This is a genomic window from Streptomyces sp. NPDC057638, assembly GCF_042800315.1.
Lineage (GTDB): Bacteria > Actinomycetota > Actinomycetes > Streptomycetales > Streptomycetaceae > Streptomyces.
The window spans coordinates 1-16,581 of the sequence record NZ_JBHVHF010000184.1; the positions used below are offsets into that span (position 1 = coordinate 1).

Consider the following 16,581-nt stretch of genomic DNA (forward strand, 5'->3'; position numbering starts at 1 on the left):
CGTAGCCGGTGATCCAGGAGCCCTCGAGGTCGGCGGCGGTCGGGCCGGTGTCCTCGGACGGGGTGTCACCGTCGGAGCCGCCCGCGGCGTCGGCGACACCGATCAGCTCCTTCAGCCGGCCGGTGATCTTCTCGTACGCCTCCTTGTCGGCGGCGGCCGCGCGGATCGCGGCCGTCAGCGTGTCGAGCTGGGTCAGGACCGGGTCGGCCACCGAGACCTCCGCGACTGTGATCTGACGGCGCAGATAGGTGGCGAGGGCGGCCGAGTTGGGGTGGTCGAAGATCAGCGTGGTCGGCAGCTTCAGCCCGGTCGCTCCCCCGAGCTGGTTGCGCAGCTCGACCGCCGTCAGCGAGTCGAAGCCGATCTCCTGGAAGGCGCGCTCGGGGTCGATGGACTCGGGGTCGCTGTGCCCCAGCACCCCGGCGACCTGGGCCCGGACCACATCGATCAGCAGCGCCATCCGCGCGTCCTCGTCGGCCAGGGCACCGAGCCGCTCCGCCAGCGAGAGGCCGCCCGTCTCCGGGCCCGCCGCCGCGGCACTCGCCCGGCGCGGCGCGGCGGGCGCCAGGTCCCGCAGCAGCGGCAGCAGCGAATCCCCCTGCTTGCGCAGGGCGTTGGCGTTGATCCGGGTGACACCGAGGACGGCCTCCCCGGTGGTGAACGCGGCGTCGAAGAGGCTCATGCCCTCCGCCGACGGCAGCGGCAGCAGTCCGATCCGGGCCAGCCGCTTGAGGTCGGTCTCGTCCAGGCCGCCGCTGATGGTGCTGGCCTGCGCCCACAGCCCCCATGCCAGGGAGGTGCCGGGCAGCCCCTGGGCGACGCGGTGCTGGGCGAGCGCGTCCAGGAAGGTGTTCCCGGCCGCGTAGTTGGCCTGGCCCGCGTTGCCGATGAGTCCGGCGATGGAGGAGTAGAGCACGAAGGCGGAGAGCTCCTGGTCCTTCGTCAGCTCGTGCAGGTTCCAGGCCGCGTCGACCTTGGGCTTGAGGACCTTCGCCAGCCGCTCGGGGGTGAGCGAGGTGAGCAGTCCGTCGTCGAGCACCCCGGCGGTGTGGACGACGGCGGTCAGCGGCGCGTCGTCCGGGACCCGGCCGAGCGCGGCGGCCAGCGCCTCCCGGTCGGCGGCGTCACAGGCGGCGAACGTGACCCGGGCGCCGAGCCCGGTCAGCTCCTCGGCCAGTTCGGCCGCGCCCTCGGCCGCCTCGCCGCGCCTGCTGAGCAGCAGCAGGCTGCGGGCGCCGTGCTCGGTGACCAGATGGCGGGCCAGCAGCGTGCCGAGGGAGCCGGTCGCCCCGGTGATGAGGGTGGTGCCCTCGGCCCAGCGCGGGGCGGTGGCGTCCTCGGCGCGCGTGGTGCGGGCGAGCCGGGGGATCAGCGCGCTCCCGCCGCGCAGCGCAGCCTGTGGCTCCCCGGTGCTGAGGGCGCCCGGCTCCAGTGCGTCGCCGTCGGTGTCGACCAGCAGGATCCGGTCCGGGTTCTCGGTCTGGGCGACCCGGACCAGGCCCCAGATCCCGGCCTGGCCGACATCGGTGACCTGTTCGGTGGCGCTGGTGGCGAGGGCGCCCCGGGTGGCGACGACGAGGGTGGTGGTGGCGTAGCGGTCGTCGGCGAGCGCGGTCCGCAGCGTCTGAAGGGTGTCGGCGAGGAGTTGGTGCGCGTCCTCCGCCGTACGGTCCGGGGCGGAGGCGGCGGGCGCCAGGACCAGGGTGGTGGGCGTGGTGCCGGACGCGGCGAGCGCCTCCAGGTCCGCGTGGCGGGTGGCTCCGGCGACGGTGAGGTCGCCGATGACGGCCACGGCACTGGTGTCGGGCGCGCTCCCCTGGCCGGTGGCGGGCTTCCAGACCACCCGGAAGAGCCCGTCGTGGGCGGTGGAGGCCGCCTCCCGCAGCGCCTGCCCGGAGAGCGGCCGCAGCAGCAGCCCCTCCACCGAGGCCACGGGCGCCCCGGTGCCGTCGGCGACGGCCAGGCTCGCCGTCTCGCCCTCCTGGGTCAGCCTGACCCGCAGTACGGAGGCGCCGGTGGCGTGGATCTGGACCCCGGACCAGGAGAACGGGAGCACGGCCGGGCGGTCCTCGTCGGCGACGCCGGGCAGCAGCGGGTGCAGGGCCGCGTCCAGCAGCGCCGGGTGGAGCAGGAACCGTCCCGCGTCGCCGCGCTGCTCCTCGGGGAGCGCGACCTCGGCGAAGAGTTCGCCGTCGCCGCGCCAGAGGCGGCGCAGCCCCTGGAAGGCGGGCCCGTACTGGTAGTCGATGGCGGCGAGCCGGTCGTAGACGTCGTCCAGGGCGATCTCGGCCGCCCCGGCCGGGGGCCAGACGGCGAACGGCGCGCTGATGGCCGCCGTGGTCTCCTCGGGGGCGAGGGTGCCCTTGGCGTTGAGCGTCCAGGGGCGGTCGGTGGTCAGGTCGCCATCACCGGCGTCCGTGCGGGAGGAGATCTCGATGGGCCTGCGTCCTGACCCGTCGGCCTCGCCGAGGACGAGCTGGAGCTGGACGCCGCCCTGCTCGGGCAGGACCAGCGGGGCGGAGAGGGTCAGCTCCTCCACCCTCGGGCAGCCGGTCTGCTCCCCGGCGCGCAGCGCCAGTTCGACCAGTCCGGTGCCGGGCGCGAGGACCACGGAGTGCACGGCGTGGTCGGCGAGCCAGGGGTGGGTGCGGCGGGAGAGCCGCCCGGTGAAGAGGTACTCGTCCCGGTGGGCGACGCCGACGGCCGCGCCGAGCAGCGGGTGCGCGGCGGTGGCGAGGCCGAGTCCGGCCGCGTCGGTGGGGGTGTCGGCGCCCTCCAGCCAGTACCGCTGGTGCTGGAAGGCGTAGGTGGGCAGTTCCACCGGCCGGGCGCCGGGGAAGACGGCCTGGGCGTCGGCGACGGTGCCCCGGGTCATCAGCTGGGCGACGGCGGTGGCGACGGTCTCCGGCTCGGGCCGGTCCCGGCGCAGCGCGGCCACCAGCGCCCCGGGCTCCTCCTCCAGGCAGCCCTGGGCGAGCGCGGTGAGGATGCCGTCGGGTCCCAGCTCCACGAAGTTGGTGACGCCCTGGGCCTCCAGGGTGCGCACCCCGTCCAGGAAGCGGACGGCCTCGCGGATGTGGGTGGCCCAGTAGTCGGGCGAGGTGAGCTGCTCCTCGGTGGCGAGGGCGCCGGTGACGTTGGAGACCACCGGGATGGTGGGGGTACGGAAGTGCAGTCCGGCGACGACCTCGCGGAACTCGTCGAGGACCTCGTTCATGTGCGGGGAGTGGAAGGCGTGGGAGACCGGCAGCCGCTTGGTGCGGGCGCCCTTGGCCCGCCAGGCGGCCATGACCTCCTCGACCACGTCCGCGTCACCGGAGATCACCATCGAGGTGGGGCCGTTGACCCCGGCGATGGCGACGGTGTCGCCGTAGGGGGCGAGGGCGGCGAGCACCTCGTCCTCGGTGCCCTCGACGGCGGCCATGGCGCCGCCCTCGCGGGCGGCCTGCATCAGCCGTCCGCGCTCGGCGACCAGGCAGCAGGCGTCGGCGAGTTCCAGGGCCCCGGCCACATAGGCGGCGGTGACCTCGCCGATGGAGTGGCCCAGCAGGTAGTCGGGGGTGATGCCGTAGTGCTCGAAGAGCCGGAACAGGGCGACCTCGATGGAGAAGAGGGCGGCCTGGGTGAACGCGGTCTGGTCGATCAGGGAGGCGTTGGCGGAGTCCTCGCGGGCGAAGACGACGTCCTTGAGCGGCAGCACCAGTTCGGGGTCGAAGTGGGCGGCGACCTCGTCCAGGGCGCGGGCGAAGACCGGGTTGGTCTCGTACAGCTCCTTGCCCATGCCCAGGCGCTGGCTGCCCTGGCCGGTGAAGAGGAAGGCGGTCTTGCCGGGGCGGTTCAGGTTCCCCCGGACGACGCCGGTGCCGGACTCGCCGTGGGCGATGGCGGACAGGGCGCGGACCAGGGACTCGCGGTCGGGTCCGATGGCGGCGGCGCTGTGGTCGAGGACGGTCCGTCCACTCGCCAGCGCGTGGCCGATGTCGCGGGGGGCCAGCTCCGGGTGGTCCAGGACGTACCGGTGCAGGCGGCGGGCCTGGGCCTTGACGGCCTCCGGGTCCTTGCCGGAGAGCAGCCAGGGCACGGCGGCGGGCTCGGGCGCGCCGGTACGGGCCTTGGCCGGTGCCGGGGGCTCCTCGACGATGACATGGGCGTTGGTGCCGCTGATGCCGAAGGAGGAGACGCCCGCGCGGCGCGGGGTGCCGGTCTTCGGCCAGGGGACCTCGTCGGTGAGCAGGCTCAGCGAGCCGGACTCCCAGTCGACATGCGGGGAGGGCTCGTCGACGTGGAGGGTGCGCGGCAGGGTCTCGTGGCGCATGGCCTCGATCATCTTGATGACGCCGCCGACGCCCGCGGCGGCCTGGCTGTGGCCGATGTTGGACTTGAGCGAGCCGAGGTAGAGCGGGCGGTCCTCGGGCCGGTCCTGGCCGTAGGTGGCGAGCAGGGCCTGGGCCTCGATGGGGTCGCCGAGGTTGGTGCCGGTGCCGTGGGCCTCGACGGCGTCGACGTCGGCGGTGGTCAGGCCCGCGTTGGCGAGGGCCTGGAGGATGACGCGCTCCTGGGAGGGGCCGTTGGGCGCGGTGAGCCCGTTGGAGGCGCCGTCCTGGTTGACGGCGGTGCCCCGGATGACGCCGAGGATCCGGTGCCCGTTGCGGCGGGCGTCGGAGAGCCGCTCCACCAGCAGCAGGCCCACACCCTCGGACCAGCCGGTGCCGTCGGCGGCGGCGGCGAAGGACTTGCAGCGCCCGTCGGGCGAGAGTCCGCGCTGGCGGGAGAACTCGATGAAGGTGCTGGGGCCGTTCATCACGGTCACCCCGCCCGCGAGTGCCAGGTCGCACTCGCCGGAGCGCAGCGCGCCGGCGGCCATGTGCATCGCGACCAGCGAGGAGGAGCAGGCCGTGTCGACGGTGATGGCCGGGCCTTCGAGTCCGTAGGTGTAGGAGAGCCGTCCGGAGATGACGCTGGAGAGGTTGCCCGCCAGCAGGAAGCCCTCGAACTCCTCCGGGGAGGCGGGCAGGCGCGAGGCGTAGTCGTCGTACATCGCGCCGGTGAAGACACCGGTGTTGGAGCCGCGCAGGGTCTGCGGGCGGATGCCCGCGCTCTCGAACGTCTCCCACGCGGTCTCCAGCAGCAGCCGCTGCTGGGGGTCGGTGGCGGTGGCCTCGCGCGGGGAGATGCCGAAGAACTCGGCGTCGAAGAGGTCGGCGTCGTGGAGGAAGCCGCCCTCGCGGACATAGGAGGTGCCGAAGTGCTCGGGGTCGGGGTCGTAGAGGTTCTCCAGGTCCCAGCCCCGGTTGGCGGGGAAGGGGCTGACGGCGTCGGTGCCCTCGGCCACCAGCTTCCACAGGTCGGCCGGGGAGGCGACCCCGCCGGGGTAGCGGCAGGCCATGCCGATGATGGCGATCGGCTCGTCGGTGGCGCCGCGCGGGCGGGCCTTGACGGCGGCGGTCGCCGGGGAGGCGGTGTCGGACACCTTGGAGAGCAGGAAGGTGGCCAGTGCCTCGGGGGTGGGGTGGTCGAAGACGGCGGTGGTGGGGATCCGCAGTCCGGTGACGGTGGTGAGGCGGTTACGGAGGTCCACGCCCGCCATCGAGTCGAAGCCCAGGTCGTTGAAGGACCGGTCGGGCGCGACGGCGGCGGCGCCGGAGTGGCCGAGGACGGCGGCGACGGTGGCGCGGACGGCGTCGAGGACGGCGTCCTTGCGCTTGCCGTCGGCGAGGGCGCCGATCTGCCGCATCCAGTCCGAGCCCTGGGCGCCGCCCTGGGCCGTGGCGGCCGAGCGCTTGGCCCTCGGGCGCACCAGCCCCCGGTAGAGCGGGGGTACCGGCTCGTCGCCGCTCCGGAACCGGGCCAGGCTCAGCCCGACCGGCGCCAGCAGCGCCTCCTCGCCCGCGAGCGCGGAGTCGAAGAGCGCCAGGCCCTGGTCGGGGGTGAGCGGGGTCATGCCCGCGCGGGCCCAGCGGGCGATGTCGGCCTCGGTGAGGGTGGCGCCCATACCGTGGCTGCCGTCCCACAGGCCCCAGGCGAGCGAGGTGGCCGCCAGGCCCTGGGCGCGCCGCTCGGCGGCGAGGGCGTCCAGGAAGGTGTTGGCGGCGGCGTAGTTGCCCTGTCCGGCGGTGCCGGTGAGCCCGGAGATGGAGGAGAACAGCACGAACGCGGAGAGCCCGAGGTCCCGGGTGAGTTCATGCAGGTACCAGGCGGCGTCGACCTTGGGCCGCAGCACGGTGGAGAGCCGCTCGCCGGTCAGGGACTCGACGGTGGCGTCGTCCAGCACACCGGCCGTGTGGACGACGGCGGTCAGCGGGCGGCGGGCGGCGGCGTCGGTGAGCATCCGGTGCAGCGCGTCCCGGTCGGCGGCGTCGGCGGCGACGATGGTCACCTCGGCGCCGAGCGCGGTGAGTTCGGCGGTCAGCTCGGCCGCGCCCGGGGTGTCGGGGCCGCGCCTGCTGCTGAGCAGCAGATGGCGGGCGCCGTGGGCGGTGACGAGATGGCGGGCGAAGAGCGCGCCGAGTCCGCCGGTGCCGCCGGTGACCAGGACGGTCCCCTCAGGATCGAGCACGGTGTCGGGCGCGGTGTCGGTCGCGGTACGGACGGGCCGGGCGAGCCGGGGCGCGCTCAGCACACCGTCCCGGACGGCGATCTGGGGCTCGCCGGTGCCGAGCGCCTGGGTGAGGTCGGCGTCGGAGGCGTTCTCGCCGAGGTCGACGAGGACGATCCGGTCGGGGTGCTCGGACTGGACCGAACGGACCAGGCCCCAGACGGGGGCGGCGGCCAGATCGGTGACCGGCTCCCCCGGCAGCGCGGCGACGGCGCCGCTGGTGACGAGGGCGAGCCGGGAGTCGGCGAACCGCTCGTCGGCGAGCCAGCCCTGGATCGCCGCCAGAGCGCGCGCGGTGGTCTGGTGCGCGGCGGCGACGGGGTCACTGTCGGACCCGCCGGAGCCGTCTGCCCCGCCGGAGCCGGTGACACGGACCACGGCGTACTCGGCGCCCACCGCGTCGTCCAAGCCCTGGCGGGTCTCCTCCCAGGAGGGCTCGGCGTCGGTGGCGGTGACGGCGGCCCACACCAGGGTGAACAGGGCCTCGTCCACGGCGGGGGCGGAGGCGGCGGCGAGCTGCTCCTTGGCGACCGGGCGCAGGGTCAGCGACTCGATCTCGCCGACCGGGGCGCCCGCGCGGTCGGCGAGGGTGATCCGGTAGGTGTCGGTCCCGGCGGGGGTGATCCGTACCCGCAGTTCGGCGGCGCCGGTGGCGTGGATGTCGATGCCGGACCAGGCGAACGGGAGCCGGATGCGTCCGGTGTCGCCCTCGACGGCGGCGTCGAGGACCACCGGGTGCAGTACGGCGTCCAGCAGCGCCGGGTGGACGCCGAACCGGTCGGCGCCGGAGGCGGCGTCCTCGTCCAGCCGGACCTCCGCGTACAGCTCGTCCCCCGAGCGCCACATCCCGCGCAGGCCCTGGAAGACGGGTCCGTAGTGGTAGCCGAGGGCGGTGAGCCGGTCGTAGACCCCGTCGAGCTGTTCGGCGGTGGCGCCCTCGGGCGGCCACACCGCGAAGCCCTCGTCGGCGGACGGCTCGTCGGCGGCGGGCGCGAGCGCGCCGGTGGCGTGCCGGGTCCACGGCCGCTCGCCCTCCCCTTCCGTGTCCGGCCGGGCGTGGATGGCGTACGGCCGGATCCCGGCGGCGTCGGGGGCGCCGACGGCGACCTGGACACGGACGGCCTCCCGGCCGGTGAGCACCAGCGGTGCCTCCAGCGTCAGATCGTCCACCCGGGTGGCGCCGAGATGCTCCCCGGCGGCCACGGCGAGTTCGAGGAAGCCGGTCGCGGGCACCAGCACAGTGCCGTCGATGGCGTGGTCGGCGAGCCAGGGGTGGCTTGCGGTGGAGAGCCGTCCGGCGAGGAGGGTGTCCTCCCGGTCGGCGAACTCGACGGTGGTGGTGAGCAGCGGGTGCGCGGACGCGTCGAGGCCGAGGCTGCGCGCGTCGGTGGGCGTGCTGGGCGCCAGCCAGTAGTGGGTCCGCTGGAAGGCGTAGGTGGGCAGGTCGGCGACGGGCGCGCCGGGCGCGGCGGCGGGCAGGAAGGCGGCCGGGTCCAGCGGGGCGCCCGCCGTGTGGGCGCGGGCGGCGCCGGTCGTGTAGGTGTCGGCCTCGTCGCGGCCGGAGCGCAGCAGCGCCACGGCGGTGTGTCCCGGCTCCTCGAAGGCGCCCTGGGCGAGCGCGGTGAGCACCGGGTCGGGGCCGACCTCGACCAGCACGGTGGCGCCCTGCGCGGAGAGTTCGCGGACGGCGTCGAGGAAGCGGACGGCGCCCCGGATCTGTCCGGTCCAGTAGTCGGGGGAGGTCAGTTCGGCCTCGGTGGCGAGGTTCCCGGTGACGGTGGAGACGATCGGGATGGCGGGCGCCGAGAACGTCAGGCCCTGGGCGACCGTACGGAACGCGTCGAGGATCTCGTCCATGTGGGGCGAGTGGAAGGCGTGCGAGACGGTGAGCCGCTTGGTCTTGCGGCCGCGCTCGCTCCACTGGGCGGCGATCCGCTCGGCGGTCTCGGCGTCGCCGGAGATCACCACGGAGTTGGGTCCGTTGACGGCGGCGACGGAGACGGCGTCCTCGTGTCCGGCCAGGGTCTCGGCGATCTCGGCCTCGGTGCCCTGGACGGCGATCATGGCGCCGCCGGGGCGGGCGGACTGCATCAGCCGTCCCCGGTGGGCGACGAGGGTGGCCGCGTCGGCGAGGGTGAGCACCCCGGCCGCGTGGGCGGCGGAGAGTTCGCCGATGGAGTGCCCGGCGAGCAGCGCGGGGGTCACCCCATGGCTCTCCAGCAGCCGGTAGAGGGCGGTCTCGACGGCGAACAGCGCGGGCTGGGTGTAGGTGGTCTCGTCCAGCAGGGCGGCGTCGGCGCTGCCCGGCTCGGCGAAGACGACCTCGCGCAGCGGCCGTTCCAGATGCCCGTCGAGGGCGGCACAGGCGGCGTCGAACGCCTGCGCGTAGACGGGGTACGCGGCGTACAGCCCGTGCCCCATGCCGATCCGCTGGGCGCCCTGGCCGGTGAACAGGAACGCGGTGCGGCCCGCCCCGGCGGCGCTGCCGGTGACCACGGCCGGGGAGTCGGCGCCCGAGGCGAGCGCGTCGAGCCCCGCGAGATAGCCGTCGCGACCGGTGGCGACGACCGCGGCCCGCTCCTCGAAGACGGTACGGGTGGTGGCGAGCGCGCGGGCGATGGCGGCGGGCGGCAGGGCGCTGTCGGCGGCGTACTGGCGCAGCCGCCGCGCGCTCTCCCGCAGCGCGCCGCTGTCGCGGGCGCTGAGCACCCAGGGCGCGGGCGTGCCCTGCTCGTCGGCGGCGGGCTCGGGCGTCGCCTCGGTGACGGCGGCCTCGGTCACGGCGGCCTCGGGCGACGCCTCGATCACGACATGGGCGTTGGTGCCGCTGATGCCGAACGACGAGACGGCGGCGCGGTGCGGCCGGTCCAGCGCGGGCCAGGGCCGGGCCTCGGTGAGCAGTTCCACGGCGCCCGCGCTCCAGTCCACATGCGGCGAGGGCTCGTCCACATGGAGGGTGCGCGGCAGCACACCGTGGCGCATCGACTGCACCATCTTGATGATGCCGCCGACTCCGGCGGCGGCCTGGGCATGGCCGATGTTGGACTTGAGCGAGCCGAGCCGCACCGGCTCGCCGCCCTCGCGGCCGCTGCCGTAGGTGGCCATCAGGGCCTCGGCCTCGATGGGGTCGCCCAGCTTGGTGCCGGTGCCGTGCGCCTCGACGGCGTCGACCTCGGTGGGCGCCAGGCCCGCGTCGGCCAGGGCCTGGCGGATGACGCGCTGCTGGGAGAGGCCGTTGGGGGCGGTGAGCCCGTTGGAGGCGCCGTCCTGGTTGATGGCGGTGCCGCGGATGACGGCGAGGACCTGGTGGCCGTTGCGGCGGGCGTCGGAGAGCCGCTCCACCAGCAGCAGGCCCACACCCTCGGCCCAGCCGGTGCCGTCGGCCCCGGCGGCGAAGGACTTGCAGCGCCCGTCGGGGGCGAGCCCGCGCTGGCGGGAGAACTCCACGAACATGCCGGGCGAGGACATCACGGTCGCGCCGCCCGCGATGGCCAGGTTGGTCTCGCCGGAGCGCAGCGAGCGCACCGCGAGATGGAGGGCGACCAGCGAGGAGGAGCAGGCGGTGTCGGTGGTGACGGCGGGCCCCAGCAGCCCGAGCTGGTAGGAGATCCGGCCGGAGAGCACGCTGGGGCTGGTGCCGGTGAGGATGCCGCCCTGGACGGACTCGGGGGCCTCGTGCATCCGGGGCCCGTACTCCAGCGGGGTCGCGCCGACGAAGACACCGGTCCGCGAGCCGTGCAGCGTCTCCGGGTCGATCCCGGCGCGCTCGATGGACTCCCAGGCGGTCTCCAGCAGCAGCCGCTGCTGGGGGTCCATGCCGAGGGCCTCGCGCGGGGAGATGCTGAAGAACGCGGCGTCGAACTCGCCCGCGTCGTGCAGGAAGCCGCCGTGGCGTACGGCGGACTTGCCGGGCCGGTCCGGGTCGGGGTCGTACAGGTCCTCGTCCCAGCCCCGGTTGACGGGGAAGGCGCTGACGGCGTCGGTGCCCTCGGCGACCAGCCGCCACAGGTCCTCGGGGGAGGCGACGCCGCCGGGGTAGCGGCAGGCCATGCCGATGATGGCGATGGGCTCGTCGGCGTCGGCGGCGCGGGCGTACTCCTCGTCCGCGTCGGCGGCGCCGAGCAGTTCACCCTCCACGTACGCGACGAGGGCGCGCGGCGTCGGATGGTCGAAGAGGAGCCCGGTGGGCAGGGTGAGCCCGGTGGCGCGGGCGAGGGAGGCCCGCAGCTCGGTGGTCATCATGGAGCTGAAGCCGAGCTTCTGGAACGGGGTGCGCTCATCGAGGCGCTCGCCCTCGCCGTACTCCAGGATGGCGCTGATATGGCCGGTGACCAGCTCGTCCACGGCGCGGCGGCGCTCGTCGGCGGAGAGCGCGGCCAGGCGCTCGCCGAGCGCGCCGCGCGGGGTGGCGGGAGCGGTCCCGGCGGCGTCGTCGGCGGGCGCGCTGACGGCGGCGACGGCCTTGCGGCCGCTGGCGTCGAACCAGTGGCGGCGGCGCTGGAAGGCGTAGGTGGGCAGGGCGACCCGGCGCCCGCCCCGGCCCGCGTACACGGCGTCCCAGTCGACCGCGACACCCTGGGTGAAGGCGGTGGCGACGGCGGTGAGCACGGTGGCGGGTTCGGGCTTGCCCCGGCGTGCGGTGGGGGTGGCGCCCGACAGCGGGGCGAGGATGGCGTCGGGGCCGACCTCGATCACCGTACCGATGGTCAGGCCATTGAGCGTGGTGACGGCGTCCGCGTACCGGACGGTGCCCCGGACCTGGTCGGCCCAGTAGTCGGCGGTGCGCAGATCGTCCCCGGTGGCGAGCGCGCCGGTGAGGGTGGAGACGACGGGGATGGCGGGCTCGTGGTAGGTCAGCTGGGCGGCCACCCGGCGGAAGGGGTCGAGCATGCCGTCCATCCGGGCGGAGTGGAAGGCGTGCGAGACCACCAGCCGCTTGGTCTTGCGGCCGAGGGCGGAGAAGTGTCCGGCGATGGCGTCGGCGGCCTCGCACTCACCGGAGACGACGACCGAGTCGCGCGCGTTGACGGCGGCGATCGACACCTCGTCGGTCAGCAGCGGCCGTACCTCCTCCTCGGTGGCCTGGACCGCGAACATGGCCCCGCCCATGGGGAGTTCCTGCATCAGCGTGGCACGGGCGGCGACCAGCTTCACCGCGTCGTCCAGCTCCAGCACGCCCGCAACATGGGCGGCGGCGAGTTCGCCGATGGAGTGTCCGGCGACATAGTCGGGGCGGATGCCCCAGGACTCCAGCAGCCGGGTCAGCGCCACCTCGAAGGCGAAGAGCGCGGGCTGGGTGTTCCCGGTCTCGTCCAGCCCCTCGCCGGTCTCGATCGCGTCCACGACCGATCCCGGCAGCAGCGGGTCCAGCCGATCGCAGATCTCGTCGAACGCCTGCTTGAAGACCGGGTAGGCCGCCGCCAGCTCACGGCCCATCCCGATCCGCTGGGCGCCCTGGCCGGTGTAGACGAAGGCGACCGGGCCGGGCGCCTCGCCGGTGCCGTCGCCGATGACGACCCCGGCGGCGGGCCGCTCCTGGGCCAGCGCCCGCAGTCCGCCGGTGAGCGCGTCACCGTCCTCGCCGATGACGACGGCGCGGTACGGGAAGTGGGTGCGGCGACTCGCCAGGGCCTGCCCGATATCGGCGGCGTCGGCGGTGGATCCGACGGATCCGTTGAGGGCGTCGGCGAGCCGCCCGGCCTGGGCGGTCAGGGCCCCCGGTGAGTGTCCGGTGACGATCCAGGGGAGCGGCGCCGGTACGGCGGACGCCTGTTCCTCCTCCGGAGCACGATCGTCCGTTTCTTGCGCGGCCGACAACGCGCCCGGCTCCTGGACGGCCGGGGACCCGACGGGCTCTTGCGCGGCCGGGGAGGCGACCGGCTCCTGGGCGGCCGGGGAGGCGAGCGGCTCCTGGGCGGCCGGGGTGGCGACCGGCTCCGCCACGACGACATGCGCGTTGGTGCCGCCCATGCCGAACGAGGAGACCCCGGCGACCAGCGGCGCGTCCGGGCGCGGCCAGCCGGACAGCTCCGTCTGCACCGCGAGCCCCAGTTCCGCCAGCGGGATCGCGGGATTGGGCGTCTCGTAGTTGAGGCTGGCGGGCAACTGGCGGTGGGCGATGCTCAGCAGGGTCTTGATCAGCCCCGCGATGCCCGCCGCGCCCTCCAGGTGACCGATGTTGGTCTTGACCGAGCCGACCCGCAGCTCCTCGCCGTCCGCGCGGCCCGCGCCCAGCGCGGCCCCGAGCGCGGCGGCCTCGATCGGGTCGCCCACGGGGGTGCCGGTGCCGTGCAGCTCCACATACTGGACCCGCTCCCCGGCGCCGAGTGAGGCCCGCTGGTGGGCCAGGCGGACCACGTCCTCCTGCGCGGCGGCGCTGGGCACGGTCAGCCCGTCGGTGGCGCCGTCGTTGTTGACCGCGCTGCCCCGGATCACCCCGTAGACATGGTCGCCGTCGGCGACGGCCGCCGCGAGCGGCTTGAGCACCAGGACCCCGCCGCCCTCGCCGGGCACGAAGCCGTTGGCGCGGGCGTCGAAGGTGTACGAGGTGCCGTCGGGCGACAGCGCCCCGAACCGCTCCTCCGTGATCGCGTTCTCCGCCAGCAGATTGAGGTTCACCCCCGCCGCGAGCGCGGTGGCGGACTCCCCGTTGCGCAGGCTCTCGCACGCCAGGTGGACCGCGACCAGCGAGGACGACTGCGCCGAGTCGACGGTCATGCTCGGGCCGTGCAGCCCCAGGTAGTAGGAGACCCGGTTGGCGATCACACCCCGGTTCACCCCGGCCATGGTGTGCTGGGTGACGCCCTCCGTACCGTGCTGGTACAGCAGGTTGGTGTAGTCGTCCCGCAGGGTGCCGACGAAGACGGCGGTCCGGCTGCCGCGCAGGGCGGCGGGCACGATCCCGGCGTCCTCCAGCGCCTCCCAGGCCAGTTCGAGCACCAGCCGCTGCTGGGGGTCCATGGCCGCCGCCTCACGCGGCGAGATCCCGAAGAAGCCGGCGTCGAACCGGTCCACCCCGTCCAGGAAGGCGCCCCGGCCCGGCGCGCGCGCCCCGCCCTCCGCGGGAGCCCCTTCGGCCGGGACGCCCCAGCGCCCCGGCGGCACCTCGGTGACCGCGCTGATACCACCGCTCAACAGGGCCCAGAAACCCTCGGGCGTCGCGGCGCCGGGGAATCGGCAGGAGAGTCCCACGACAGCGATCGGCTCCGTCTGGTCGCTCTGAGCCGCTGCCACCGGATTGTTCTCACTCGTCACCACGCTCGGCTGCCCCTTCATGGGTGTGTCGCTCAGTGCAGGAACGACTCGACGGATTCTCGGCGGATAGCCGATGGAATACTCGACTGGGTATTCGGGGAGTTGTTGTCCATACCTTGAAAAGCTCGTTCGATTCACGGTAGTGACATGAGGTGCCCACACAGTCATGGAGCGGTAACCGCCGCCGGTGGAAAGGGCGATGACCGGCCCGTTGCCAGCTGATGAGCGTCGGGTTATGGCCGCTGCGGATACTTATCGGGTGGGGTTCGTGCGCTACCCACCGACATTTTTGAGTCACCTCTGCCGCACGGCCCTGAGAACCCGGACTCCAGCGATATTTCAAGGAGATTCTGACGCCATGGACAAGCAGCGCGAAGGTCGCGCGGTAGTGCTCGGTGGAAGCATGGCGGGGCTCTTCTCCGCCCGCGTACTGTCCGAGGTCTTCGCCGAGGTGACCATTGTCGACCGCGATGAGCTGACCGGACCGAACGAGGCCCGCCGGGGTCTGCCCCAACGCAACCATCTGCATGGACTGCTCGCCCGGGGCCAACAGATCGTCGAGGAGTACTTTCCGGGGATCACCGAGGAGATGCGGGCGGGCGGCGCCCATATCGGCGATGTCGCCGACGATGTCCGCTGGATCATCAACGGCAAGAGACTGGCGAAGGTCCGCTCCGGACTGATGGCACTCACTTCCAGCCGTCCGTTCCTGGAGCGCTATGTCCGGGACCGGGTGGTGGCGATACCCGAGGTGACCATCGCCCAGAACGCCGACATCCTGCGGCTCGCGACCACCGAGGACCAGCGCCGGGTGACCGGTGTGGTGGTCCGGCGGAACGGCGCCGAGGAGACCATCGAGGCCGATCTGGTCGTCGACGCCACCGGCCGTGGCTCCCGCACCCCGGTCTGGGTGCAGGGACTCGGTTACGGTCCGGTCCCCGAGGAGAAGCACAAGATCGGCCTCGGTTACACCACCCGCTACTACCGGGTCCCCGACGAGGCGTTCGAGGGGAATATCTCCATCAACACCGTCGCCTCCGCCGGAGTGCCCCGCGGCGCCATCTGCCAGAAGGTCGACGGCGGCCGGGCCATCGTCACCGCCTACGGCATCCTCGGCGACCACCCGCCCACCGACCCGGAGGGCTTCCTCGACTTCCTCAAGACACTGGCCGCGCCCGACATCCACGAGGTGCTCCAGGTCTCCGAGCCCCTGGACGAGCCCGCGGGCTACAAGTTCCCGGCCAACCTGCGCCGCAACTACCACCGGATGACCGACTTCCCGGCCGGACTGCTGGTCGCGGGCGACGCGGTGTGCAGCTTCAACCCGAGCTACGCCCAGGGCATGACGGTCGCCGCGCTCGGCTCGCTGGTACTGCGCCGCCATGTCACCGCCTCCCGTACGCCCGATCCGCTGGCGTACTTCGGCGACCTCGCCACCGACGCGGTCGACGGCTGCTGGTCCATGGCCATCGGCGCCGACCTCTCCTTCCCGGAGGTCGAGGGCGAGCGCACGGAGGCGGTGCTCCAGGGACACGCCCTGATCGCCCGGGTACAGGAAGCGGCCACCCGCGACACCTCCGTCGCCCGCGCCTATATGCGGGTGATCGGACTGGTCGACCCGCCGTCGGCGCTCAGCTCCCCCGAGATCACGGCGGCGCTCGCCGGGGCCGAAACGGACAGGTGAGTACCATGCGCGTCACCCTCGACGGACTGGCCTTCGACGTGGACGTCGCGGGTCCCGCGGCGGGCGAGCCGGTCCTGCTGCTGCACGGGTTCCCGCACAACAAGGAGTCCTGGACCGAGACCGCGCCCCTGCTCCACGCGGCCGGGCTGCGGACCATCGCCCCCGACCAGCGGGGCTACTCCCCCGGAGCCCGGCCGCGCGAGGTCTCCGCGTACGCGCTGCGCCATCTGGCGGCCGACGCGCTCGGGATCCTGGACAGCCTGGATGTGTCCACCGCGCATGTGGTGGGCCATGACTGGGGCGCCCTGGTCGGCTGGTACCTCGCGGCGCGCCACCCCGGGCGGGTGCGCACCCTGACCGCGCTGGCCATCCCGCACGCCGACGCCTACCAGCACGCCTACCGGGTCGACGAGGAGCAGCGGCAGAGCTCGAAGTACGTCGACTTCCTCGTCTCCCCCGGTGCCGCCGACCACTTCCTGGCCGACGGCGCGGCGGAGCTGTACGGCTGGTTCAACCAGCTCGGGCCGGGTGTGCTGACGGACGCGCAGATCGCGCGGTACGTCGCCACCCATGTCCGGCCGGGAACCCTGGACGCGGCCCTGAACTGGTACCGCGCCAATGACCTCCTCGGTGACGCGCTGGACTTCGGACCCGTCTCCGTGCCCACCACGTTCGTCTACAGCCGCACGGACACGGCGGTCAGCGAACTGTCCGTCAAGAAGACCCAGGAGCATGTCACCGGCCCCTACCGGCTGGTGACCCTGGAGGAGACGTCCCACTGGCAGCCGCAGCAGGACCCGGTGACCATCGCCACCGAGATCATCGCCCGCGCGACCGACAGCGCGCCCTAGACCGGGGCGCGGGGCCCGGTCTCCGTCGGACCCGGTCTCCGTGGACCGGGCCCGGCCTCCCTGACCGGGCCGGGCCCCCGCGCCCCTCACCCACAGCCAGCGCAGCAGCCCTCACGGACCGCCACCCACCGGCCGGCCCCTCACGGCCGGCCAGAGGCGTCCCCCGAGGCACCCCCAGGCCCCCCGGCCCCCACGCC

The 16,581-nt window shown here is 74.1% G+C and carries 3 protein-coding genes; 2 read left to right on the plus strand and 1 reads right to left on the minus strand.

Annotated elements, in window-relative coordinates; all coding sequences use genetic code 11:
• Positions 1–13,828 (minus strand): SDR family NAD(P)-dependent oxidoreductase (locus ACFVIM_RS22965; RefSeq protein ID WP_384304282.1); only part of this gene is annotated, 13,828 nt, incomplete at its 3' end.
• Positions 13,829–14,207: 379 nt separating this feature from the next.
• On the opposite strand from ACFVIM_RS22965, the gene ACFVIM_RS22970 reads away from it, so the two are divergent.
• Both ACFVIM_RS22970 and ACFVIM_RS22975 read left to right on the plus strand, forming a co-directional pair.
• Entirely contained in the window at positions 14,208–15,533 is a 1,326-nt protein-coding gene (locus ACFVIM_RS22970; protein ID WP_384304285.1) for an FAD-dependent oxidoreductase, read from the plus strand.
• A 5-nt stretch (positions 15,534–15,538) separates the two neighbouring features.
• Positions 15,539–16,384 carry an alpha/beta fold hydrolase gene (locus ACFVIM_RS22975; protein WP_384304287.1) on the plus strand — a complete coding sequence of 282 codons (846 nt, stop codon included), beginning with the start codon at positions 15,539–15,541 and terminating at the stop codon, positions 16,382–16,384.
• The last annotated feature ends 197 nt before the right edge of the window (positions 16,385–16,581 follow it).

Bases quoted from the DNA above. Each gene is read 5' to 3' on its own strand.
- ACFVIM_RS22970 (WP_384304285.1), top strand. From the start codon at position 14,208: ATGGACAAGCAGCGCGAAGGTCGCGCGGTAGTGCTCGGTGGAAGCATG.
- ACFVIM_RS22975 (WP_384304287.1), top strand. From the start codon at position 15,539: ATGCGCGTCACCCTCGACGGACTGGCCTTCGACGTGGACGTCGCGGGT.